Origin of the sequence: Halomonas ventosae (assembly GCF_004363555.1) — a bacterium.
In the GTDB taxonomy this organism is placed as follows: domain Bacteria; phylum Pseudomonadota; class Gammaproteobacteria; order Pseudomonadales; family Halomonadaceae; genus Halomonas; species Halomonas ventosae.
Window position 1 is genome coordinate 54,550 of record NZ_SNZJ01000003.1, and the last position, 23,926, is coordinate 78,475.

At 70.3% G+C, this 23,926-nt stretch carries 20 protein-coding genes; 12 read left to right on the forward strand and 8 right to left on the reverse strand.

Annotated features, from left to right (window positions below; translation table 11 throughout):
* The first annotated feature begins 31 nt into the window (after positions 1-31).
* The 5 genes from DFP85_RS03065 to DFP85_RS03085 all read left to right on the forward strand — a co-directional run bounded on the left by DFP85_RS03065 (position 32) and on the right by DFP85_RS03085 (position 3,932).
* Complete coding sequence (locus tag DFP85_RS03065; RefSeq protein WP_133634864.1) at positions 32-1,027, forward strand: TRAP transporter substrate-binding protein; 996 nt, start codon at positions 32-34, stop codon at positions 1,025-1,027.
* Entirely contained in the window at positions 1,028-1,549 is a 522-nt protein-coding gene (locus tag DFP85_RS03070) for a TRAP transporter small permease (RefSeq protein ID WP_243737187.1), read from the forward strand.
* Positions 1,546-2,805 carry a TRAP transporter large permease gene (locus DFP85_RS03075; protein ID WP_133634865.1) on the forward strand — a complete coding sequence of 420 codons (1,260 nt, stop codon included), beginning with the start codon at positions 1,546-1,548 and terminating at the stop codon, positions 2,803-2,805. The genes DFP85_RS03070 and DFP85_RS03075 overlap by 4 nt, the downstream gene beginning before the upstream one ends.
* Positions 2,806-2,847: 42 nt before the next feature.
* Entirely contained in the window at positions 2,848-3,039 is a 192-nt protein-coding gene (locus DFP85_RS03080; RefSeq protein WP_133634866.1) for a hypothetical protein, read from the forward strand.
* 71 nt (positions 3,040-3,110) lie between these two features.
* Positions 3,111-3,932, forward strand: coding sequence for a TlpA disulfide reductase family protein (locus DFP85_RS03085; protein ID WP_133634867.1), 822 nt, complete (start codon positions 3,111-3,113; stop codon positions 3,930-3,932).
* Between the two features lie 55 nt (positions 3,933-3,987).
* On the opposite strand, the gene DFP85_RS03090 is transcribed toward DFP85_RS03085, so the two are convergent.
* The 3 genes from DFP85_RS03090 to DFP85_RS03100 form a co-directional block, all read right to left on the reverse strand.
* Positions 3,988-4,614, reverse strand: coding sequence for a DUF938 domain-containing protein (locus DFP85_RS03090; protein ID WP_133634868.1), 627 nt, complete (start codon positions 4,612-4,614; stop codon positions 3,988-3,990).
* Between the two features lie 45 nt (positions 4,615-4,659).
* The gene (rluF, locus tag DFP85_RS03095; protein WP_133634869.1) at positions 4,660-5,706 is read right to left on the reverse strand and encodes a 23S rRNA pseudouridine(2604) synthase RluF; all 1,047 of its coding nucleotides are present in this window, start codon (positions 5,704-5,706) and stop codon (positions 4,660-4,662) included.
* Positions 5,707-5,807: 101 nt separating this feature from the next.
* Positions 5,808-6,266, reverse strand: coding sequence for a YchJ family protein (locus DFP85_RS03100; protein WP_133634870.1), 459 nt, complete (start codon positions 6,264-6,266; stop codon positions 5,808-5,810).
* Between the two features lie 60 nt (positions 6,267-6,326).
* Here DFP85_RS03100 and DFP85_RS03105 point away from each other — a divergent pair, with 60 nt between their 5' ends.
* The 3 genes from DFP85_RS03105 to DFP85_RS19060 all read left to right on the forward strand — a co-directional run bounded on the left by DFP85_RS03105 (position 6,327) and on the right by DFP85_RS19060 (position 9,557).
* The gene (locus tag DFP85_RS03105; RefSeq protein ID WP_133634871.1) at positions 6,327-6,686 is read left to right on the forward strand and encodes a DUF6482 family protein; all 360 of its coding nucleotides are present in this window, start codon (positions 6,327-6,329) and stop codon (positions 6,684-6,686) included.
* Positions 6,687-6,787: 101 nt separating this feature from the next.
* On the forward strand, positions 6,788-9,082 hold the full coding sequence (locus DFP85_RS03110; RefSeq protein WP_243737188.1) for a cation-translocating P-type ATPase: 2,295 nt from the start codon (positions 6,788-6,790) through the stop codon (positions 9,080-9,082).
* Positions 8,997-9,557, forward strand: coding sequence for a cation transporting ATPase C-terminal domain-containing protein (locus DFP85_RS19060; RefSeq protein WP_243737196.1), 561 nt, complete (start codon positions 8,997-8,999; stop codon positions 9,555-9,557). The genes DFP85_RS03110 and DFP85_RS19060 overlap by 86 nt, the downstream gene beginning before the upstream one ends.
* Positions 9,558-9,635: 78 nt before the next feature.
* Here the strand turns inward: DFP85_RS19060 and hrpB are convergent, their stop codons facing one another.
* Both hrpB and DFP85_RS03120 read right to left on the reverse strand, forming a co-directional pair.
* Positions 9,636-12,071: an ATP-dependent helicase HrpB gene (gene hrpB, locus DFP85_RS03115; RefSeq protein ID WP_133634872.1), complete on the reverse strand. Its 2,436-nt coding sequence runs from the start codon at positions 12,069-12,071 to the stop codon at positions 9,636-9,638.
* Positions 12,072-12,078: 7 nt separating this feature from the next.
* On the reverse strand, positions 12,079-12,762 hold the full coding sequence (locus tag DFP85_RS03120; RefSeq protein WP_133634873.1) for a TetR/AcrR family transcriptional regulator: 684 nt from the start codon (positions 12,760-12,762) through the stop codon (positions 12,079-12,081).
* Positions 12,763-12,968: 206 nt separating this feature from the next.
* Here DFP85_RS03120 and xdhA point away from each other — a divergent pair, with 206 nt between their 5' ends.
* The 4 genes from xdhA to guaD are packed head-to-tail and all read left to right on the forward strand — an operon-like array spanning position 12,969 to position 19,144.
* On the forward strand, positions 12,969-14,450 hold the full coding sequence (gene xdhA, locus DFP85_RS03125; RefSeq protein WP_133634874.1) for a xanthine dehydrogenase small subunit: 1,482 nt from the start codon (positions 12,969-12,971) through the stop codon (positions 14,448-14,450).
* Positions 14,434-16,905 (forward strand): xanthine dehydrogenase molybdopterin binding subunit, encoded by a 2,472-nt coding sequence (gene xdhB / locus DFP85_RS03130; protein ID WP_133634875.1) that lies wholly within the window; start codon positions 14,434-14,436, stop codon positions 16,903-16,905. The genes xdhA and xdhB overlap by 17 nt, the downstream gene beginning before the upstream one ends.
* Complete coding sequence (xdhC, locus tag DFP85_RS03135; RefSeq protein WP_133634876.1) at positions 16,902-17,780, forward strand: xanthine dehydrogenase accessory protein XdhC; 879 nt, start codon at positions 16,902-16,904, stop codon at positions 17,778-17,780. Before xdhB ends, xdhC begins: the two co-directional genes overlap by 4 nt.
* 47 nt (positions 17,781-17,827) lie before the next feature.
* Positions 17,828-19,144: a guanine deaminase gene (guaD, locus tag DFP85_RS03140; protein WP_133634877.1), complete on the forward strand. Its 1,317-nt coding sequence runs from the start codon at positions 17,828-17,830 to the stop codon at positions 19,142-19,144.
* A gap of 176 nt (positions 19,145-19,320) precedes the next feature.
* On the opposite strand, the gene DFP85_RS03145 is transcribed toward guaD, so the two are convergent.
* The 3 genes from DFP85_RS03145 to cydC form a co-directional block, all read right to left on the reverse strand.
* Positions 19,321-21,009: a diguanylate cyclase domain-containing protein gene (locus DFP85_RS03145; RefSeq protein WP_133634878.1), complete on the reverse strand. Its 1,689-nt coding sequence runs from the start codon at positions 21,007-21,009 to the stop codon at positions 19,321-19,323.
* A gap of 156 nt (positions 21,010-21,165) precedes the next feature.
* Complete coding sequence (locus tag DFP85_RS03150) at positions 21,166-22,161, reverse strand: adenosine deaminase (protein WP_133634879.1); 996 nt, start codon at positions 22,159-22,161, stop codon at positions 21,166-21,168.
* 30 nt (positions 22,162-22,191) lie between these two features.
* On the reverse strand, positions 22,192-23,925 hold the full coding sequence (gene cydC / locus DFP85_RS03155) for a thiol reductant ABC exporter subunit CydC (RefSeq protein WP_133634880.1): 1,734 nt from the start codon (positions 23,923-23,925) through the stop codon (positions 22,192-22,194).
* Between the last annotated feature and the right edge of the window lies 1 nt (position 23,926).

Sequence of the window (23,926 nt, forward strand, 5' to 3'; positions counted from 1 at the left end):
AAGTGACTGACACACCAAAGGAAAAACGACAATGAAAGGATATGCACGCAGCACGCTGGCCCTCGCCGTCTCGCTGGCCATGGCCGCCGGTGCCAACGCTTCCGAGTTCGCCGACATGGACCCGGTCACCCTGCGCCTGGCCCATGTGGTCAACGAGCAGGATGGCTTCCATATCGCCGCCATGAAGTTCGAGGAGCTGGTCGAGGAGCGCACCGAGGGCAAGGTGGACATCGAGCTCTACCCCAACGCCAGCCTCGGCGACGAACGCACCCTGCTCGAGGGCATGCAGATCGGCACCGTGGACATGGGGGTGATCACCAACGGGCCCGTTGCCAACTTCGTCGAGGAGATGGCGGTATTCGAGCTGCCCTTCCTCTTCCCGAGCCCCGAGGCCGCCTACGAGGTGCTCGACGGCGAGATCGGCCAGGAGCTGCTGGACCGACTCTCGGAGGTCAACCTCAAGGGCCTGGCCTACGCCGAACGCGGCTTCCGCAACCTTACCAACAGCGAGCGCGCGGTTCAGAGCCCGGCGGATATCGACGGCCTGCGCATCCGCGTGATGGAGAACCCCGTCTACGTGGACACCTTCCGGGAGCTCGGCGCCAACGCCGTGCCCATGGCCTGGACCGAGGCGCTCACCGCCATGCAGCAGGGCACCATCGACGGCCAGGAGAACCCGGTCAACGTCATCCACTCCTTCAAGCTCTACGAGACCCAGGAGCACATGACGCTGTCGCGCCACACCTATGCCCCGGCGATCTTCGTGATGGGCATGCCGGTGTGGAACAAGCTGCCGGAGGCCGCCCAGTCGGTGCTGGAGCAGGCGGCACAGGAGGCCGCCGAGCACGAGCGCCGGATGAACGCCGAGATGCAGGCCGAGCAGCTCGCCGAACTGCGCGATGCGGGCATGCAGATCGTCGAGGAGCCCGACATCGCCGCCTTCCAGGAGGCCGTGGCCCCTGTCTACGAGAAGTACGGCGAGCAGTTCGGAGACTACCTGCCGCGCATCCAGGAGGCCCTGAAGTAAGTGCCTCCCCTCGCCCATTCCCTGCTGCGACCGCTGCGGTGGAGTGAGCGCGCCCTCGACGCCGTCATCGCGCCCGTGGTGGTCACGGCGATGGCGGCGTTGATCGGTGTGATCACCCTGCAGGTGGTCTCGCGGGTCTTCTTCACCGCGGTGGGCTGGACCGAGGAGGTGGCCCGCTTCCTGCTGGTGTGGATCACCTTCCTCGCCGCCACCCTGGCCTTTCGCCGTGGGCGGCATATCGCCGTGTCCTTCGTGGTGGACGCCCTGCCCGGCCTCCCCCGGCGCCTCGCGCGCATCGCCGCCCTGCTGGTGGCGCTGGGCTTCCTGCTCGCCCTGATCGCCATCGGCTGGGAGTACATGCAGGTGCAGAGCTTCCAGAAGTCCGCCTCGCTGCGCCTCTCCATGACCTGGGTCTATGCGGTCATGCCGCTGGCCGCGGCGATCATGGCCTGGTACGCCCTGGTGGACGTCATCGGCCTGGCCGTCGGCGAGGAGCGCGAGCCCGAGGAGGAGGCCCCATGACCGCCCTGCTCTTCGTGCTGTTCCTGGTCTTCATGCTGCTCGGCGTGCCCATCGCGCTGGCCATCGGCGCCAGCACCCTGGTGGCGCTCCATGCCCAGGGCGTGCCGCTGATGGTAGTGCCCCAGCAGATGTTCCAGGGCATCAACTCCTTCGCCCTGGTGGCGGTGCCCATGTTCATCCTCGCCGGCGACCTGATGGCCCAGGGCAAGGTGAGCGAGAAGCTGGTGGCCTTCGCCGACTCGCTGTTCGGCTTCCTCAAGGGCGGCCTCTCCCTCGTCTCGGTGGGCGCCGGCATGTTCTTCGCCGCCATCTCCGGCTCCGGGGCCGCCACCACCGCGGCGGTGGGCTCGAGCCTGGTGCCGGAGCTGCGCAAGAAGGGCTACGAGCCCGCCTCGGCGGCGAGCCTGATCGCTGCCAGCGGCACCATCGGGGTGGTGATTCCGCCCTCGGTGCCGATGATCATCTATGCGGTGATCGCCCAGCAGTCGGTCTCCCAGCTTTTCCTCAGCGGCATCCTGCCGGGCATCGCCATGGGCCTGGGGCTTGCCGCCATCGCCATCGTCCAGGCCTATCGTCGCAACTACCCCCGCGGCACGGCCTTCTCCCCGGCCACCATCTGGCATACCTTCCGAAGCGCCAGCTGGGGCCTCATGACGCCGGTGATCATCCTCGGCGGCATCTTCTCCGGCGTGTTCACGCCCAGCGAGGCGGCCGTGGTAGCGGTCAACTACGCCCTGCTGGTGTCGCTGTTCGTCTACCGCGACCTGGGGCTCGCCGACGTCTACCGCATCCTGATTCGCTCGGCCATCACCACCTCGGTGATCATGCTAGTGATCGCCACCTCGGCGGTGCTCAGCTGGACCCTCTCCAGCTGGCAGGTCCCCGGCGCCATCGCCCAGGCGGTGCTGTCGCTCTCCACCGATCCCTACGTGATCATGCTGCTGGTGGTGGCGGTGATCCTGCTCACCGGCGTCTTCATCGAGACGGCCAGCGCCCTGATCATCCTCACCCCGGTGCTGCTGCCGCTGGTCACCCAGCTGGGCATCGACCCCATCCACTTCGGGCTGATTATCGTGGTGGGGCTGGCCATCGGCATGATCACCCCGCCGGTGGCGATCAACCTCTATGTGGCCTCCTCGGTCACCCGGCTGCCGCTGGAGCGCATCACCCGGGCGATCATCCCCTACCTGCTGGGGCTGGTCGCCGTGCTGCTGCTGGTGGTCTATGTCCCGATCCTGCTGGGCCTCTCCGGCTAGGTCACCCAGGCAGCCCGTTCACCAAGCAACGAGGAGTCTTTGATGCATCGATCGATACCGTCTCTCGCCACCCTGCTCGCCATGTCCCTGCTGGCCGGCTGCACCACCTACACCTGGGAGGACGGTCGCCGGGAAACCGTGTGGGGCGTGCCCGCCGAGGACGAGACCAAGACCCGCGAGGAACGCCAGGCCGAGGGCGTCGAGTACCGCGAGCCCGGCGAGATACCGGAATGAGGGTCCCTTAATGCGGCACTAACCGCGGCCGGGCATGCTGGAGCTCACATTCCCGACAGGCGTGAGCAACCATGAACCTCCTCTCCCAGAGCATCGCCATCGGCCCGCTTGGCCTGAGCCTGGGCCAGCTGCTGATTGTCTTCGCCCTGGGTGTCGCCCTCATCACCGGCCTGCTGCTGGGCAGACGCCAGCGCCTGGGGATCGGCGACACCCTCTCGACGCTTTGCCTGGTTGCCTTGGTCGGCGCTCGACTGGTCTTCGTGGCACGCTACCACCAGGACTACGCGGGGCCGCTCGCGATGCTCGACATCCGCGACGGTGGCTTCGATCTCCTCGGCGGCATCGCCGCCGGGACGGCCTATGCGGCCTGGCGACTGTGGCGACAGCCCGCCCAGCGCAAGGCCCTGGGCGGCGCGTTGGCCGCCGGGATACTCACCTGGAGCGTCACCGCCGGCACCCTCGGCCTGTTGGCCGGACAGAGCCGCCCTGTGCCCGAGACCGAGCTCACCACCCTCGCCGGCGAGGCCATCCGCCTCCCCGATCTGCAGGCCGCCGAGGGCCAGCCCATGGTGGTGAACCTCTGGGCGACCTGGTGCCCGCCCTGCCGTCGCGAGATGCCGGTGTTCGCCGAGGCCCAGCGGCAGGAGGGGGACATCACCTTCGTGTTTCTCAACCAGGGCGAGGACCCCGCCCAGGTCCGTCGCTTCCTGGACCACGAGTCCCTCGCGCTCGACAACCTGCTGCTCGATGCCCAGCTGGCCTTCGGCGATCGCGTCGGTGCCAGGGCAATGCCCACCACCCTCTTCTACGATGCCGACGGCCGGCTGCTCGATACCCACTTCGGCGAGCTCTCCCGGGCAACGCTCAATCGAGAGCTGGAACGGCTGCGCTAAGCCGGTCACGCCAGAAACCCAAAAGCCGTCTCCCCCGATGCCCGAGGCCAGCCCGCTACCTGGCGGGGATAAGTGTTGACTGGCCCGACTGGCGGAACACCAGGCTGAGATTGTTGGACGGCATGGTCACTACCTTGTCGAGCTTCAGTCCATGACGCCCGGCCGCGGCCGTCACCTCCTCCAGGTCACGGATCCCCCAGCGCGGGTCGCGGGCACGCAGATCCGCATCGAAGGTCGCATTGCTGGGCGCCGTATGGCGTCCCTCCCGCCGGAACGGCCCGTAGAGGAAGAGCACGCCACCGGGCACCAGAGCATCGCCGGCGCCCGCCAGCAGCGCCTCGGTCGCCGCCCAGGGCGAGATATGCAGCAGGTTGATGGCCACCACCGCCTCGAAGGGCGTCGACGGCCAGTCGCCGGTCACGTCCAGCTCCACGGGCTCGAGCAGGTTCGCCAGCCCCGCGGCCTCGCGCCAGGCGGCGATGGAGGCCAGCGCCCGGGGACTGGGATCGCTGGGCTGCCAGCGCCAGCCAGGTGTGGCGCCGGCCAGGTAGACGGCATGCTCACCGCTGCCGCTGGCCACCTCAAGCACCCGCGCACGCTCGGGCAGCACCCGCTGCAGGATCTCGAGGATGGGCTGTCGATTGCGGGCCACGGCGGGGCTCTGCAGGCGTGGGTCGTTCATGGCGCTCCTCATGGCCTCGGCCTGGATCTGGGATCAGGCAGGCGGCTACTTCCTGCCCCTGGGCTTGCGGGACGGGCCGGCGGATTTCTGGCGGGGCCCCTTCGACGGCTTGGCGCCCGGCTTGCCGGGCTTGGAGGGCTTTCCGGGCTTGGAGGGCTTGGTGCCGCGGGACCTGCCGGGCACGGCCTTGCCGCCTGCCTGGCGCTTCGCGGCCTTGCCCGCAGCGGCCTTCCCGCCCTTGCCTCGAGGGCTCGCGCCGGGCTTTCCCGAGCCTGACTTGCCCGGGCCTGACTTGCCGCCGCCGTCCCTGGCGCCCTTGCCTGCCTGGCGCCGGGCCGACCGGCGGCCGGGCTGCTGGGCCTCGGAGGTGGAGTGCTCGGTCAGGGAGAGGATCGTCGCCACCTCGGCCTGCGTCAGGTCGCGCCACTCCCCCGGTGCGAGCCCGGCGAGGGACACGTTCATGATGCGGATCCGCTCGAGCTTCACCACCTCGAAGCCGAACACCTCGCACATCCGGCGGATCTGGCGGTTGAGCCCCTGCACCAGGGTGATGTTGAAGACGAACCGGGACTCCTTGATCACCCGGCACTGTTTGGTGACCTCGCCGAGGATCGGCACGCCAGCGCCCATTCCGGTGATGAAGTCGTCGGTGATGGGCCGGTTGACGGTGACCCGGTACTCCTTCTCGTGCTGGTTGCTGGCCCGGAGGATGCGGTTGACCAGGTCGCCGTTGTTGGTCAGGAAGATCAGCCCCTGGGAGTCCTTGTCCAGCCGGCCAATGGGAAAGATGCGCGCGCCGTGCCCGACGAAGTCGACGATATTGGCCTTCTCGCCCGGGTCGGTGGTGCTGACGATGCCCACCGGCTTGTTGAGGGCGATGAACACCAGGTCCTCCTCCTCCAGAGCCAGCGGCTCGACGACCTGGCCGTTGACCTTCACCACGCTGCCCGGGAAGACCTGGTCACCGGGGGTGGCGCGCCGGCCGTCGATCCGCACGTTGCCCTGCTCGATGTAGCGGTCGGCTTCCCGCCGCGAGCACATCCCGCTCTCGCTGATGTACTTGTTGATCCGTTTCGAGAGGGTCTGGGCCATGGGACACGTCCGGGACGAAGATAAGGGGGCCGAGGAGGCACGGCACGTTGCCGCGCAGTGTAAGGGGTGCACCGCCTCACGACCAGCAAGGCAGGGAACGGCTATCCCAGGCCGCAGCAGGCCTTGAACTTGCGGCCGCTGCCGCAGGGACATGGCTCGTTGCGGCCGGGCTTGAGCCGGGTGACAGCGGGATCGCCGTCCAGGTAGGTCCACCTGCCGGCCTCACGCCGGAAGCGCGAGCGCTCCTCCAGCGCGCCGAAGCGCCGCTCCTCGCGGAAGGTGGCGCGGAAATGCACCTGCCCCTCATCGCCCTCCTCGCCGCTCTCCAGGATCTCCAGCGCCACCCAGCGGGTCGAAGGATCCGGGGCGAGACTCGTCGGGCGGGTGTCGGGATGCCAGCTCGCCAGCAGGTAGTCGGTGAGGTCCAGGGCGAAGGCGCTGTAGCGCGAGCGCATCAGCGCCTCGGGGGTGGGGGCCGGCTCGCCGGCATGGTAGCGACCGCAACATCGGGCGAGGGGCAGGCCGCTGCCGCAGGGGCAGGCATCGGCGGTTGACGGCATGACGACTCCTGTACAGGTCGCGATAGAATGACAGCTCATGTCCAAGTTCGGATCATGCCCATGATACCCCTGAATGCCCCCGCCCTGCCCGATCGCCTGACCCTGGAGGCGCTGGCCAAATGCCTCGACCCGGATGAACCGCCCGCCGTGGAGGTACAGTCGCTGGACATGGGGGTCTACCTGGTGCGCCTGCACCACGCCGGCGGCGAGAGCCTGCTGGTGGACGAACATGGCGAGGGTCGGCGCTTCACCGGCACCCAGTGGATCAGCCGCGCCCTGGCGCCGCTGGGCCTGACCCATGGCACCCTGACCTGGGCCGACGTCACCGACGAGATGGTGGGCCTCCCGGAAACCCTTCCCGTCGAGCCGGCGGCACGCCTGGCCCACGGCACCCGCGTCGCCTTCATGACCCAGGGCTGACAGGCACTTGCCGGCCCTGCTTGTCCTAGATCACTGCACTGCAGCATGTTGTATGGTAGTTATCTATCCAGCAGCCTCCCGACAGTTGCCGGAGTAAGAAGATGACAGAGCCGAGACACAGCGAGCCCACCGCCTGGCATGCCCTGGGCGAGGATGCGTCCCTCGACCGGCTGGAGAGCACGCGGGAGGGGCTGGGCGGCGAGGAGGCCCGGCGCCGGCTGGCCGAGCACGGCCCCAACCAGCTGCAGCAGGCCGAGGCACGCCCCTGGTGGAAACGCCTGCTGGAGCAGTTCAACAACATCCTGATGCTGGTGCTGATCGTCGCCGCCCTCGCCAGCCTGGGACTGGGACACACCCTCGACGCGGGCGCGATCTTCGGCGTGGTGCTGATCATCGCCCTGATCGGCTTCTTCCAGGAGGGCAAGGCGGAGCAGGCCCTGGAGAGCATCCGCCAGATGCTCTCGCCCCAGGCCCAGGTACTGCGCGACGGCAGGCGCGAGACCATCCCTGCCGAGGAGCTGGTGCCGGGTGACATCGTGCTGGTGGAGAGCGGTGACCGGGTGCCGGCGGACCTGCGCCTGCTGGAAGCCCGGCGCTTTCGCACCGAGGAGGCCTCGCTGACCGGAGAGTCCACGCCGGTGGACAAGGCCACCGATGCGGTGGCGGAGGACGCTGACCTGGGCGATCGCGGCAGCATGGCCTATGCCAGCACCATCGTGGTCCAGGGCAACGCCCGGGGCCTGGTGGTGGAAACCGGTGCCAACACCCAGATCGGCCGTATCTCGGAGATGCTGCGCGGCGTGGAGCAGCTCAAGACCCCGCTGCTGCGCCAGATCGACCGTGCCGGCCAGGTGCTGGCGTTCTTCATCCTCGCCGCTGCGGTGCTCACCGGGGCCTTCGGCGCCCTGGTGCATGGCCAGCCGCTGGTCGAGATGTTCATGGCCGCGGTGGGACTGGCCGTGGCCGCCATCCCCGAGGGCCTGCCGGCCATCGTCACCATCGGCCTGGCGCTGGGCGTACAGGCCATGGCCCGGCGCAACGCCATCATCCGCCGGCTGCCCGCGGTGGAGACCCTGGGCTCCATCTCCACCATCTTCTCGGACAAGACCGGCACCCTGACCCGCAACGAGATGACCGCCCAGGAGATCTGGCTGCCACAAGGCGAGGTGCACATCGAGGGGATCGGCTTCGCGCCCGAGGGCAGCTTCCACCGCGTCAGCGACGGCGAGGCCGAGACGGAAGCGCTGGACCTCGAGGACGACCACGCCCTGCGCCACTTCCTCAAGGTGGGCGTGCTGTGCAACGACGCCGAACTGGCCGAGGAGGAGGGCCGCTGGCGGATCCACGGCGACCCCACCGAGGGTGCCCTGGTGGTGGCCGCGGCCAAGGCCGGGCTGTCCACGGAGAAGCTGCGCGGCGACCACGATCGCCACGATGCCATCCCCTTCGAGTCCGAGCGCAAGTACATGGCCACCCTTCACAAGGTGGACGGCGAACCGCTGCTGCTGGTCAAGGGCGCCCCGGACAGGCTGCTGGAGATGTGCCACCGGGTGCGCACCGAAGAGGGGGACCAGGCGCTGGATGTCGAGACGTGGGAGGCGCGCATCCATGACCTCTCCTCCCGGGGCCTGCGGGTGCTGGCCCTGGCCGAGCGATCGATCCACGACGTCCACGAGCTGACCGACGAGCACGCCGAGGAGGAGTTGGTGCTGCTGGGACTGGTGGGGCTGCTCGACCCGCCCCGCGACGAGGCCATCGCGGCGGTGAAGGACTGCCTGGCTGCCGGGATCCGCCCGGTGATGATCACCGGTGACCACGCCGTCACCGCCCTGGCCATCGCCAGGCAGCTGGGCTTCGCCCACACCGATCGCGCCCTGGCGGGACACGAGATCGAGGCAATGTCGGACGCCGAACTCGAGGCGATCATTCTCGAGGTGGACGTCTTCGCCCGCGCGGCGCCGGAGCACAAGCTGCGTCTGGTCCAGGCCATGCAGGCCCGAGGCGGCATCTGCGCGATGACCGGCGACGGGGTCAATGATGGCCCGGCGCTGAAGCGCGCCGACGTCGGCGTGGCCATGGGCCATCCAGGGTACCGAAGCCGCCAAGGAGGCTGCCGAGATGGTGCTGGCCGACGACAACTTCGCCACCATCGTCGGCGCCATCCGCGAGGGCCGCAAGGTCTACGACAACATCCGCAAGACCATCACCTTCCTGCTGCCCACCAACGGCGGCCAGGGCCTGGCGATCATGCTCGCGGTGCTGGCCGGCTCCACCCTGCCGGTGACGCCTCTGCAGGCGCTGTGGGTCAACATGGTGGTAGCGGTCACCCTGGGCCTGGCGCTGGCCTTCGAGGAAGCCGAGCCGGACATCATGACCCGCCAGCCCCGCGACCCTGACGCCTCCCTGCTGGACCTCTTCCTGCTGTGGCGGGTGGTGTTCGTCTCCATGCTGCTGCTGGTGGGCGTGTTCGGCATGTTCAGTTGGCTGCAGGCCCAGGGCGGCAGCATTGAGCTGGCCCGCACCGGCGCGGTCAATATGCTGGTGATGGGCAGCGCGGCCTACCTGATCAACAGCCGCTTCCTGCTGCGCAGCACTCTCTCCATGGCCGGCCTCTTCGGCAGCCGTCCGGTCTGGGCCTCCATCGGGATCATCGTGATGCTGCAACTGGGCTGGACCTACCTGCCGGTCATGCAGCTGATCTTCGGCAGCGAGGGGCTGGGCCTCGGTCACTGGGGGGTGATCCTGGCCGGCAGCCTGGCGATCTACCTGATCGTCGAGGTCGAGAAAGGCGTGCTGCGCGCCCGCGGCGTTCGCGGCCAGCCGGCCGCCAGCCCCGGCGGTCACGATCGCACGGGGGTCGAGTCATCGTGAGGGGGAGCGCCGCTTGGTGCGGGCGGTGGCCTCGGCGGCCTTGATGCTGCGGGGTCCTCGGGCCCAGACAAGCCAGGATCAGCCACGCCGTTTGGTGCGGGCGGTGGCCTCGGCGGTGGTGGGATCCTCGGGCCAGGGGTGCTTGGGGTAGCGGCCACGCATCTCCTTGCGCACCTCCGGGTAGCCATTGGCCCAGAAGCTCGCCAGGTCGGCGGTGACCTGCAGCGGGCGACGCGCCGGCGAGAGCAGGTGCAGCAGCACCGCCTCGCGGCCCTCGGCCACCCGCGGCGAGGCCTGCCAGCCGAAGCACTCCTGCAGCTTCACCGCCAGCACCGGCGGCTTGTCCGCCAGGCACGGCGTATAGTCGACCCGATGGCTGGCGCCGCTGGGCACCGCCAGGCGGCGCGGCGCCAGCACATCGAGCCGCGAGCGCAGCGCCCAGTCGAGGCCGTCCAGCAGCAGGCGCGCCAGCGGCAGGCGCTCCACGGCCTCGAGCCGTGTCATTCCCTCCAGATGCGGGCCCAGCCACGCCTCGAGCGTTTCCAGCAGGGCCGCCTCGGACCAGTCGGGCCACGCCTCACCCAGGACGCGGCGCAGCAGCGCCACCCTGCCCTGCAGCTGTCTCAGTTCCTCATCCTGCGGTAGCCCTCGGCGACGCAGTGCCTCGAGCAGCGCGCGGCGCACCGCCTCCGGCGGCAGCCTGGCCAGCGGCTTCCTCTCCAGCACCACCGCCCCCAGGCCACGCACCTGCTCGCCCACCAGGCGCCCCTGGTCGTCGGACCACTCGAGGCTAGGGCGCCACTCGCCGCACTCCGGATAGAGCGCTTCGAGCCGCGCTCGAGAAAGCGCCACGGCGCGGAAGATTCGTGCCCCGCTGGCCTGGCCGTCCAGCTCGGCGGCCACAAGCAGCTCGGCATGGGCCAGGGGGTGGCCCTCGGGAAGGGTCGCCAGCCCCCCGCCGGCCAGACGAAAACGTCCCGGCTCGAGCCGCTGCGCCACCCGCTCGGGATAGGCCAGCGCCAGCAGCTCGCCCAGTGGTGCCAGGCGGGTCACCCGGAGTGACACGCCGGCGACTCGCGCCAGGCGTTCGGCGTCGCGCTGCCACTGGCGATGCTCCCTGGGCGTCTTGAGCCGCGCCTGAAGGGCCTGCTCGAGGTCGCGCTCCCCGTCCAGGCCGCGCCCCTCGAGCAGCGCCACCAGGGCACAGGCCAGGGGGCGGGCCTCGAACTCGTCGGAGCGCTCCAGCATCACCGCCAGGCGCGGGTGGGTCGGCCAGCGCACGCAGGCGCGCCCCAGCGGGGTCAGGAGATACGCCTCGTCCAGCACGCCCAGCCGGGCCAGCAGGTCGCGTCCGGCGGCCAGTGCCGCGGCGGGCGGTGGCGTGACCCAGGCCAGCCGGTGCGGATCAGTGATGCCCCAGCGCGCCAGCTCGAAGGCCAGCGGGGCCAGGTCTGCCTGCAGGATCTCGGGCTCGCCATGGGGCACCAGCGGCTGCTCCTCGGCCCATAGCCGCAGGCAAAGGCCCGGGCCCTGGCGGCCGGCGCGGCCACGGCGCTGGTCGGCGCTGGCCCGGTTGACGCGGCGCGTCTCCAGCCGGGTGAGCCCGCTGCGCGGCTGGAAGACCGGCACGCGCTCCTGGCCGGCATCCACCACCAGGCGCACGCCGTCCACCGTGACGCTCGACTCGGCGATCGCCGTGGCCAGCACCACCCGCCGTCGCCCGTCGGGGTCGGGTCGCAGGGCGCGCCGCTGGGCCTCGAGGGGCAGGCGGCCGTGGAGTTCCAGGACGGCCAGGGCCGGAGCCCGCCCGGCGAGTTCCCGGGCCAACCGGCGGATCTCCGCCACCCCGGGCAGGATCACCAGGGCATCGCCTGCCTGCTGTTCAAGGCTCTCCAGCAGCGCCCGGGCCTGCTGGGCCGCCGCGTCTTCGCGACCGCTCAGCGACCGGTAGCGGGTCTCGACGGCAAAGCTCCGTCCCGGACAGTCGACCACCGGGGTGGCCTCGCCGAGCACGCCCAGCAGGGCCTCGACGTCGAGGGTCGCCGACATCACCACCAGGCGCAGCTCCTCGCGCAGCCCCTGCTGGGCATCGAGGGTCAGTGCCAGGCCCAGGTCCGCCTCCAGGCTGCGCTCGTGGAACTCGTCGAAGATCACCCCGGCCACGCCCTCGAGCATCGGGTCCTCCTGGAGCATGCGGGTCAGCACTCCCTGGGTGACCACCTCCAGGCGAGTCGAGGGTCCCACCCGGCTCTCCCCGCGCATCCGGTAGCCGACGGTCTCCCCCACGCGCTCGCCGAGCTGTTCGGCCATGAAGCCGGCGGCCAGGCGCGCCGCCACCCGCCGCGGTTCCAGCAGCAGCAGCCTGCCGCCCTGGCGGCACCAGGAGGCCTCGAGCAGCGCCAGCGGCACCCGGGTGGTCTTGCCCGCCCCGGGCTCGGCCACCAGCAGGGCGCGCGGGTGCCTCTCGAGGGCATCGAGGATGGCGTCGAGGCGGGAATCGATGGGCAACGTCATGGGCGGCTCAGCGGGCAGGGTCGGCATCCCGTGAGCGCACGCCGCACCCCTTGAGGATCACCCGGGTGAGGAAGGTGGTGATCTCCTCGACGTCGGCATCGCTGAGGGCGTCCCGGCCGGTGATGCCCAGCACCTGGGTCTCGAAGTCGGCGTAGTGCTGGGTGGCCGACCAGATCAGGAAGATCAGCCATACCGGGTCGACGGGATCCATCAGCCCACGTTCGGCCCACTGCTCGAATACCCTTGCCCGGGCCAGGACCCAGTCGCGAAGCTCGCCGCGCAGGTACTCCTGCAGGAAGGGCGCACCGCCGAGGATCTCGGCGGCGAAGAGGCGCGAGCCCTCCGGATGACGCCGCGACAGCTGCATCTTGCTGCGGATGAAGGCCTCCAGCACCTCGGCGGGGTCATCCTCCACCGAGATGTCGTCGAGCAGCGCGTTCCAGCGCTCCATCATCCGCTCCAGCAGCCGCACGTAGAGGCCCCGCTTGCTGCCCATGTAGTAGAGGACGTTGGACTTGGGCAGGCCGGCCTGCTCGGCAATGGCCTGCAGGCTCGCCCCCCGGTAGCCGTGACGGGCGAACACCCGCTCGGCCGCCGCCAGGATCTCGCGCTCGTTGCGCCGGCGGGTCACCCCGTTGGCCTCGCCCTGCTCTCTCGCCCCCCGCTCGGCGGGCGCGCTCCCCTCTGTCATCGGCCCTGTCATCGGCCACCTCACTGCCCCATGGCGGATCAAAGCCAAGGATAGTGCCCCACCCCCGTGCCGGGTGCAAACGGGCTTGCAACGCGGACGATTCTGGACCAAGCTGAAAGCATTCTGACCGAATGGTCAGGAAGTGGACCCCCTGAACCCGGGCGCCTCGGCGCCAACGCTTACGCGCCAACAACAGAGACAAGGCGATGATCGACTTCCTGCTCAACGGGCAGCCCCGCCACTGCGCGGCCTCGCCCGATACCAGCGTGCTCGAGCTGCTGCGCGACTCGCTCGGCCAGACCGGCACCAAGGAGGGCTGCGCCTCCGGCGACTGCGGCGCCTGCACGGTGGCCATCGGCGAGGCCGGCCCCGACGGCACTGTCCGCTTCCATAGCGCCAACGCCTGCATCACCCCGGCCCATCAGCTCCAGGGACGCGTGCTGGCCACCGTGGAGGGCCTGGCCCGCGGCGAGAGCCTCCATCCCGCCCAGGCGGCCATGGTCGAGTGCCACGGCAGCCAGTGCGGTTTCTGCACCCCGGGCATCGTGATGTCGCTGTTCACGCTCTATGAGGACCAGCACGAGGACGGTACTACGCCCCCGGCGCCGCTGACCCCACAGCGCCTGGAGGCAGCGCTGGGCGGCAACCTCTGCCGCTGCACCGGCTACCGGCCGATCCGAGACGCGGCACTCTCCATGGGCGACTACCCCCATGCGCGTCCGCCGTGGCTGGAGCAGTGCACCGACGCCGCGGCAACGTCGCCCTCATCGCCCATCGAGCACCATGGCGATAGCGCCTTCGTCCAGCCGGAAAGCCTGGCGGCGCTGGTCGACGAGCGCACCCACCACCCCGAGGCACCCATCGTCGCCGGCGGCACCGACCTCTGGCTCGAGGTGACCCAGCGCCTGGCGCGCTTCGCACGGGTGGTGGACGTCACGCGCGTCACCGAGCTCAAGGACATCGAGGAGGCGACCCTGGAGGATGGCCGCGAAGGGTGGTGGATCGGCGGTGCCGTGACCTACTCGCGCCTGGAGCCGCTACTGGCCGACCACTATCCGGCCTTCGCCCATCTGCTGCATCGCCTGGGCTCCGCCCAGGTGCGCAACCGCGGCACCCTGGGCGGCAACGTCGCCAATGCCTCGCCGATCGGCGACACCCCGCCGGTGCTGCTGGCGCTGGGTTCGCGGCTGTGGCTGGCCGGCCCGGAGGGCGAGCGGCAACTGCCCCTCGACGACTTCTTCCTCGGCTACAAGAAAACCGACCTGCGCGAGGGCGAGGTGATCCGGGCGATCTTCCTGCCCCGAGCCGAGCCGAGCCGACACCTCAGGGTCTGGAAGCTGTCCAAGCGTCGTGAGGACGACATTTCCGCGGTGCTTGGCGCCTTCGGCTGGCGCCTGGAGGATGGCCTGCTGCGCGATGTCCGCCTGGCCTTCGGGGGCATGGCGGCGACGCCGAAACGGGCCACCGCGGCCGAGGCCGCCCTCGAGGGCCAGGCGCCGTCCGCCGCCGCCTTCCAGGCCGCCCGGCTGGCGCTGGCCCAGGACTTCCAGCCGATGAGTGACGTGCGCGGCAGTGCCGACTATCGTCGGCTCTCCGCCGCCAACCTGCTCGAACGCCTGCGCCTGGTCATGGCACAGGAGACGACCGACTCTCCCCGGGAGGTGATGCTCCATGCGTACGCTCACTAAGCTGGACGCCCCGTCCAGGGCGACGAACGACCTCGATGACGCCACGACACGAGTGCGCGAGGAGCAGCAGGGTCGCATCAAGGGCGACGGCCCCCTCGCACGACAGGCGGACGCCCGCAAGACCGAGCCCGCCGTCTCGCGTGGTGGTGCCGGCAGCGCTCGCGCCCACGAGAGCGCGGTCAAGCACGTCACCGGACGCGCCGCCTATATCGACGATGTCGCCGCCCCCGCCGATGCCCTCCACCTGGCCCTGGGACTCTCGCCGGTGGCCCATGGTCGCCTGACCCGCCTCGACCTCGAGGCAGTGCGCGCCCGGCCCGGCGTGGTTGACGTGGTCGCCTTTTCCGACGTACCGGGGCACACCGATATCGGCCCGGTCTTCCCCGGCGACCCGATCTTCGTCGAGGACGAGATCAGCTATGCCGGCCAGGTGCTCTTCGCGGTGGCGGCCGAGACCCATCGCGCCGCCCGGGAAGCGGTCAAGGCGGCGATCGTGGAGGTCGACGAGCAGCCCGCCAGCCTCGACCCGGTGGGCGCCGCCGAGCGCGGCGAGGCCGTGCGCCCCACCCATGTCCAGCAGAGCGGCGACTGGCAGCGCTCGCTGGCGGACGCGGCCCATGTCATCGAGGGCGAGCAGTTCGTCGGTGGCCAGGAACACTTCTACCTGGAGGGGCAGGCCTGCCTGGTCCAACCCACCGAGGACGAGGGGGTGATCGTCCATACCTCCAACCAGCACCCCAGCGAGACCCAGAAGCTGGTTGCCGAGGTACTGGGCATTCCCTTCCACGCGGTGACCGTGGAGGTGCGCCGCATGGGCGGCGGCTTCGGCGGCAAGGAGACCCAGGCCTCGCCCTGGGCCTGTATCGCCGCACTGGTGGCCCGGCGCACCGGGCGCACCACCCGCCTGCGCCTGCCCCGCGCCGAGGACATGCGCGTCACCGGCAAGCGCCACCCCTTCCACAACCGCTACCGGCTGGGCGTGGACGCGGCGGGCGTGATCCAGGGCGGCGAACTGACCCTTATCGGCGACTGCGGCTACTCCCCGGATCTCTCGGACGCCATCGTCGACCGGGCCATGTTCCACGCCGACAACGCCTACTCCCTGGGCGAGGCGCGGGTCACCGGCCACCGGGCGCGCACCCACACCGCCTCCAACACCGCCTTCCGCGGCTTCGGCGGCCCCCAGGGCATGATGGTGATCGAGGCGGCGATGGATGACATCGCCAGACGCCTCGGCGAGGACCCGCTGACGATCCGCAAGCGCAACCTCTATCGCCCCGGACGCGAGACCACCCACTACGGCCAGACCGTGGAGCAGGTCGCCCTGCTGCACCATGTCGTCGAGCGGCTCGAGGCGAGCAGCGACTACTGGGCCCGCCGCGAGGCGATCACCGCCTTCAACGCCGAGAGTCCCGTGATCAAGCGTGGCATGGCACTGACCCCGGTGAAGTTCGGCATCTCCTTCACCGCCAAGCACCTCAACCAGGCCGGCGCCCTGTTGCACGTCTATACCGACGGCAGCGTGATGATCAATCACGGCGGCACCGAGATGGGCCAGGGCCTGCACACCAAGATCTGCCAGGTGGTGGCCCGCGAGCTCGCCCTCGACCTGGAGACGGTGCGCATCACCGCCACCCGCACCGACAAGGTGCCCAACACCTCGCCCACTGCCGCCTCCAGCGGCGCCGACCTCAACGGCATGGCCGCCCGTGACGCCTGTCTCAGCCTCAAGGCGCGGCTGTTCGACTTCGCCAGCGAGCACTATGCCCTGGATCGCGAGGACATGCGCCTGGAGGCCGGTGCCCTGGTGGCCGGTACCGGCGAGAGCGAGCGGCGCATCCCCTGGGGCGAGCTCGTCCAGGCCGCCTACCTCGGACGGGTGTCACTCTCGGAGAAGGGCTTCTACGCCACCCCGCTGATCCACTACGACCGCATGACCGGCCAGGGACGCCCCTTCTACTACTTCGCCCATGGCGCGGCCGTCGCCGAGATCAGCGTCGACACCCTGACCGGCGAGTACCAGGTCGACCGGGTCGACATCCTGCATGACGTGGGCGACTCCCTGAACCCGGCCATCGACATCGGCCAGGTGGAGGGCGGCTTCATCCAGGGCATGGGCTGGCTGACCAGCGAGGAGCTCAGGTGGAACGACGCTGGCCAGCTGATCTCCGACGGCCCGGCCACCTACAAGATCCCCACCTACGGCGACCTGCCCCCGAGCTTCAACGTCGAGCTGCTCCAGGGCCATCCCAACTCCATGGCCAGCATCTATCGCTCGAAGGCGGTGGGCGAGCCGCCCTTCATGCTCGGCATCTCGGTATGGGCGGCGCTGCGCGATGCCCTCTCGAGCCTCACCGACTACCGCGAGGCGCCGCGGCTCGACACCCCGGCCACGCCGGAGCGAGTCCTGCTGGCCGCCGAGGCGCTGCGCCAGGGCGGGGAGTCGACGCCATGAGCTCGCAGGCGGAGAGCTGGCACGCCGCGCTGCACCGGCTGCAGCGCGAGGGGGTGCCCCATGCCCTGGCCACCCAGGTGACCAGCGCCGGCTCAACGCCACGGGAGCCCGGGGCGCGCATGGTGATCACCGCCGATGCGGTCTACGACACCCTGGGCGGCGGCACCTTCGAGTGGCAGACCATCGAGGCGGCGCGCCAACGCCTGGCAGGCCCCGATGGCGAGTACGAGCCGGGGATGAGTCTGGAGGCCTTCAGCCTGGGTGGGCGCAGCGGCCAGTGCTGCGGCGGCTTCGTCAACGTGCTGCTCGAGGTCTTTCCCGGCAGCACCACCACGTTGGCGGTCTTCGGCGCCGGCCATGTGGGCCGGGAGCTGGTGCGACTGGCCGCGCCGCTGCCCTGGCGGGTGCGCTGGCACGACAGCCGGGTGGACGCCTTTCCCGACTGGGCGTCGGACCAGCCGCGCCTCGCCTGTCGCCATGCCCCCGACCCGGCCGAGGCCGTGGCCGCCCTGCCGCCCGGCGTCCACGCCCTGGTGCTGACCCACGACCACGCCGAGGACCGCGCCCTGGTGGATGCCCTGCTCGCCCGCGGCGACACGGCCTCGCTGGGCCTGATCGGCTCCCGCAGCAAGTGGGCCAGCTTTCGCTCGCGGCTGCGTGACGCGGGCCACGGCGAGGAGGCCCTGGCCCGCGTGCGCTGCCCCATCGGCATGGCGGCCGGTGGCACCGGGGGCGACAAGACCCCCTACGCCATCGCCCTGGCCACCCTCGCCGAGCTGCTGCCGCTGGTCGAGTCGCCCGAGCGAGGCGACCAGCGAGGCCTCGACCCCGCCAAGCTGCGAAATGCCCTGGGCCTGACGACACCAGGGAACTAGGGGCGCCGGATCGCCCCGGTGACACAAGAAACCATGAGCCTGACGAGATGACCCATAACGACTCGCGCGTGCTGCGCGCCGAACTGCTGAGCTTCGATGGCGACCCCGGCGAGGACGATATGCCTGCCGAAGGCAGCATTTGCCACCACCCGGATGGTGCCCTGTGGATCGAGGACGGCCGCATCCGCGCGGTGGACGACTACACCACCCTGGCCCCCGAGCTCCCCGAGGGGATCGAGGTGATCGACCACCGCGGCAAGTTGATCTTGCCCGGCTTTATCGACAGCCACGTGCACTACGTGCAGCTGGAGATCATGGCCTCCTACGGCCGACAGCTGCTCGACTGGCTGAGCGACTACACCTTCCCCGAGGAGTGTCGCTTCGCGGCACGCGAGCACGCCGACGCGCTGTCGGAGGCCTTTCTCGACGAGATGCTGAGGGTCGGGACAACCACCGCCCAGGTGTTCTGCTCGAGCCACCCGGTCTCCGTCGATGCCTTCTTCGCCGCCAGCCGCCGGCGCGGGCTGCGCATGCTGGCCGGCAAGGTGCTGATGGACCGCCATGCCCCGGACGCGCTCTGCGACGATACCCTCGGCGGCATCCGCGATACCGAGCGGCTGATCGGCGACTGGCACGGCAAGGGGCGGCTGGGCTACAGCCTGACCCCGCGCTTCGCCCCCACCTCCAGCCGGGACCAGCTGGACGCCACCGGGGGCCTGATGCGCAACGACCCGAGCCTGTGGCTGCAGACCCACCTGGCCGAGAACACCGGCGAGCTGGACTGGGTGGCGGAACTCTTCCCCGACAGCCGCGACTACCTCGAGGTCTACGAGCAGTCGGGCCTGGTGGGCCCGCGCAGCACCTTCGCCCACGGCATCCACCTGGACCAGGAAATGCGCGGCCGGCTCGCCGAGCGGGGGGCGAACCTCGCCTTCTGCCCGAGCTCCAACCTCTTCCTCGGCAGCGGGCTCTTCGACCGGCTGGCGGCCCGCGAGGTGGGACTCAACATCACCTACGCCAGCGACGTGGGCGGCGGCACCGACCTCTCCGGCCTGGCCACCATCAAGGCCGCCTACCAGGTGGGCCAGCTACGCGGCCAGCCGCTAACCGCCTGGCAGGGCTTCTACGGGCTGACGCTGGGCAACGCCCGGGCGCTGTCGCTGGACGGCCACATCGGCCGCCTCGCCCCGGGCATGGAGGCCGACCTGGTGGTGCTCGACCCGGCCGCCACCCCGCTGCTGGCACGGCGCACGGCCCGCAGCCGTTCGCTTGCCGAGACACTCTTCGCGCTGATGATGCTGGGCGACGATCGCTGCGTGGCCGAAGCCTGGGCCGGTGGGCGCCCGGTGCACCGCAGGGCATGACCCGGAAAGGGCCGAGGAGCCTGTCGGGCTTGACCAATCGTAGCGAGAGATTCGGGTTTCGAGACAAGTTTTTCGATCTGTGGAGGCGAATAGCGTGCTCTTTAACGAAACAGATCGAATGAAATTGGCCGAAAAACCGGAGTTCGCAGTAGATTAGCGTTAAGTCCGATAGGCTCCTATATGGCCACCCGGGCCCGGTTGCGCCCCTCGGCCTTGGCCTGGTAGAGCGCCTCGTCGGCCCGCTTCAACAGGCTGTCGAGGTCCTCGCCGGGAACGGCCAGACAGGCCCCCACACTGATGGTGACCGCTGTGCCCTCCACCTCGATCGAGGCGACCGCCTGGCGCAGGCGCTCGGCCACCCGGGTCAGGGTCGGCTCGTCGCAGGGCGAGAGCAGCACCAGGAACTCGTCGCCTCCCCAGCGCGAGGCCCGGTCGTAGGGACGCAGCCCATGCCGCAGCGCCTCGGCGACACGCACCAGGGCCTGATCTCCCGCGGCATGACCGAGGCCATCGTTGAGCTCCTTGAAGCGGTCAAGATCCAGCCAGATCAGCCCGAAGTGACTCCCCTCCCGGGCCGCCCGCAGGATCTGCTCCTCCAGCCATTGCTGCATGCCGCGACGGTTCATGAGGCCCGTCAGCACATCGCGGATGGCCACCGCCTCGAGCTCCTCGGTGCGCTCGCGGACCCGCTCCTCGAGATCCCGGGTATGGCGCTGGATGGCCTCGGCCATGGAATGGAAATGGCGCATCAGCCGGCCCATCTCGCCCCGCCCCCGGGGCAGCTCGGAGGGCGACATGTCCCCCTGCTTGACCCGCTGCATGGCGGCTTCCAGGGCCGCGATGGGCACCAGCAGCTGGCGGCGCAGCGCCAGGTGGAAGACCAGCAGCGTGACCAGCAGGGTGAGCACGAACACCACTGCCACCGGCGTGAAACCGTCCAGCGGCATCAGCACCTCCAGGTCGAGCAGTGTCACCTCGAACCAGCCGAGAGCCGGCAGGAAGGCCACGCCGGCCAGGTGACGCTTGCCCTCCACGGTCACGAACTCGGTGCGCACGTTCGGCGACTGGTCCGGGGCCTCGCGCAGCTCGCGCATCATGCCGAACAGCGCCTCGGCGTCACGGGGCAGGTCCACCAGCAGGTCCAGGGTACGCTTCTGACCCTCCGGCTTGACGAAACTGGCGTAGTCGATGAGGCGACGGTCGCGGTAGAGCTGGATGGCGCCGTTGTAGTCGACGAACAGGGTGGTGATGCCGGGCTGCTGGATATCCACGACCTCCTGCAGGAAGCCCTCGAGCTCCATGCCGGTGCCCACCACCCCCAGGATCTCGCCATCGGCGTCCCGCATCAGGACATCGATCCACAGCTTGGTGACGCCGAGCTCCACGTCCGGATTGACGTTGAGGTGGAAGTCCCGGCCCTCCTCGATCAGCCGAAAGAACCAGGCGTCGGCCGGCCGGTCCACCCTCAGCCGGTAGCGAAGGCGCGCCTCGCCATAGTCGTTGGCGGCATTGTTGTGGTAGTAGCCACCGCTGTCCCGGAGGGCGACGAAGTAGCTGTTGTCGCTGAAGTTGCGACGAAAACTTTCCATCTCGGCGAAGGCCTGGGCCTCGAGCGCCGGGTCGTCGGGGTCTCGTGCCCAGCGCTGCAGCACGATGGAGTCGGCCATCTGGCGCGCCAGGGCAATTTCCCGCTCCAGGGGCTGCAGCAGGCGCCCGCCGTCGTACTGCACCTGGATGGCCGCGACGCGCTCGCCCCACTGCTCGATGATGCCCTCGGTGATGCGGTGGAAGACGGTCCAGGCGGCCGCCGACGCCAGGAGCACGAGGCAGGCAGCAAGCAGCAGGAAACGGGTCTTAAGGCTCAAGCACGGCTCTCCCCGAACGGCCCCGATGACAGGATGAGAGCCTCCCTTTTACACGATCTTACAGACCGTTGCACACCGGCCCCTCAACGCAGGGGTGCCCGCACGCCCCTGGGGCATCGCGTGCCGCCCGGCCCAGGGCCACTCGCTGGCGGGTGGCTAGAGGCATGCCGCCAACTGGCGATGCAGGTCGAGGCGGCGCGTCTCGTCGATGAAGGCGGCCTCGATGGCGGTACCGGCCAGCTGGATGAAGACCTCCTGCGACCAGCCGAAGGCCTCGGCGCAGGCCTCGAAGTTGGCCAGCATGCCGCCACCGAAATAGGCCGGGTCGTCGGAGTTGAGGGTCAGGCGCAGGCCGGCATCGAGCAGCTGCGGCAGGGGGTGGTCGGCCATCCGCTCGACGACCCTCAGGCGCACATTGGAGAGCGGACAGACGGTGAGCACCACGCCCTCGTCGCGCAGCCTAGCCACCAGTTCGGGGTCCTCCAGGCAGCGCACGCCATGGTCGATGCGACAGACATCCAGCAGGTCCAGGGCCTCGCGGATATAGGCGGGCGGCCCCTCCTCGCCGGCGTGGGCCACCCGGGGGATACCGAGCTGTCGCGCCCGTTCGAACACCTCGACGAATTTCGACGGCGGATTGCCCTGCTCGGCGCTGTCGAGCCCCACGGCGTCGAGCATCTCCCAGTAGGGGGCCGCGCTCTCCATCACCGCCATCGCCTCCTCGGCCGGCCGGTCGCGCAGGAACGCCATGATCAGTGCCGTCGACATGCCCAGCTCGCGCCGTGCGCGGCGTCGCGCCAGGGAGAGCCCCTCCATCACCACCGGCAGCTCGATGCCGCGCACCAGGTGGGCCTGGGGGTCGAAGTGCATCTCGACGTGCACCACCCCCTCGGCGCTGGCCCGGCGAAAGTAGTCCATGGCCAGGTCATGGAAGTCCTCGGCGGTGCGCAGCACGCTCATGCCCCGGTAGTAGAGGTCGAGAAAGGACTGAAGATCGGAGAAGTCATAGGCCGCCCGGACCTCCTCCACGGAGGCATAGGGCAGGCTGACGCCGTTGCGCTCGGCCAGGGCAAACATCAGCTCGGGCTCAAGCGAGCCCTCGATGTGCAGGTGGAGTTCGGCCTTGGGCAGGCGCCTGAGGAAATCACGCATGGCACACCTCATCCGGGGGAGTCGTGGGTCTCATCCTGAAACATCCTGACCAGTCGTGCAAAGTCGTCCGTCGCGCAGGGTCAGGCAGCAGTCGATGCCCGGCGGGTCGACGGCCTCGCCGAGCTGGTGCACCAGGTAGATGACGGTGCGCCCGGCCAGCCAGGCATCGAGGCGGGTGGCGAGTCGTGCCGCGGTCCCGGCGTCGAGCCCGGCGAAGGGTTCGTCCAGCACCACCAGGTCCGGCTCTCGCAGCAGCAGCCGGGCCAGGGCGACGCGCCGGGCCTGGCCGCCGGAGAGGCGTCGGCCGCCCTCCCCCACCCGGGTATCGAGGCCCTGCGGCAGGGCCCCGGCCCAGTCGGCGAGTTCCACCATCGCCAACACCCGCCACAGCCAGGCCTCGCCCGCCCCGGGGTCGCCCAGGCGCAGGTTGGCGGCCAGGGTATCGTCGAACAGGTCCGTCTGCTGGGTCAGCAGGGCCACTCGGGAGCTCAATGCCCCCGCCGGCCACCCCTCCAGCACCACGCCACCCAGCCGCACCTCGCCCGCCTCGGGGCTGAGCTGTCGCGTCAGCAGCCCGGCCAGGCTGGACTTGCCGGCCCCCGACGCCCCGCACAGGGCCAGCCGCTCGCCGGGCTTCAGGGCGAGGCCGACCTCGGCCAGGGCCGGCACCAGGGCATCCGCATGGGTCAGGGTGACATCCGTGAGGGCTACCGACAGCGCCCCCGACGGCAGGCGTGCCGGCGATTCCCCCGTGGCCACGCGACACTGCTGCGCTTCCAGCGCATTGAGCCGCTCGGCGGCGCCCCGCGTGGCCCCCAGCCAGGTGAAGGCGGCTGGCAGCGGGGCCAGCGCCTCGCTGATGGCCAGCACCGCCAGCGGCATCATCACCGTCAGCGGCCCGGAGAGCAGCCCGGCGCGCCAGGCCTCGGCCGCGAGCCAGAGGGCCAGGAGCATCGCCAGCCCCACCACCAGCGATGCCAGCGCGTTGCCCAGCGCCACCCGCTCTCCCAGGCGGCGCTGATCCCGGTAGAGTCGTACCTCGATAGCGGCCAGCCGTGCGCGGTGGTCCGCCAGGCTGCCATAGGCCTCCAGCTCCGCCAGGCCCTGCACCTGCTCGATGAGTCGCCCCCTGAGCCGCTCCAGGTCGTCGACCTGGCGACGGCTGGCAGCCATGCCCAGGCGGGCCTGGCCCGCCGTCAGCCAGAGCCAGCCCAGCATCAACAGCGCCCCGGTCGCCGCGCCGACCCGCGGCGACCACAGCGCCAGGAATCCGGCCAGGCCGAGGATCGCCAGCAGCGCCACCACCGCCGGCGCCAGCAGGCGCAGGTAGAGGCTGTCCAGGGTATCGATATCCGCCGTCAGGCGGTTGAGCCAGTCGCTGGCACGCCGTCGCGACAGGGCGTGGGCGTCGAGGCCGGAGAGCACGGCGAACAGCCGTGCACGCAGGTCGGCGAGCAGCCGCAGCACGGTATCGTGGTTGTAGAGGCGCTCCACGTAGCGCGACACCGTGCGGGTCACCGCGAAGAAGCGGATCCCGCCCCCGGGCACATAGACCTCCAGGGTCGCGGCGATGCCCGCCGCCACGAGCAGGCCGGTCACCGCCGTGGCGGTGATGAACCAGCCCGAGAGGACCAGCAGGCCGATGGCCGAGACCAGGGTCAGCCCCATCAGCAGGGCGCCCAGGATCAGCCGGCGGCGACGCTGCCCGAGCAGGGCAAGCCGGGGGCGCAGGGCCCGCCAGAGCGAGGCATCAGGCACAGGCATC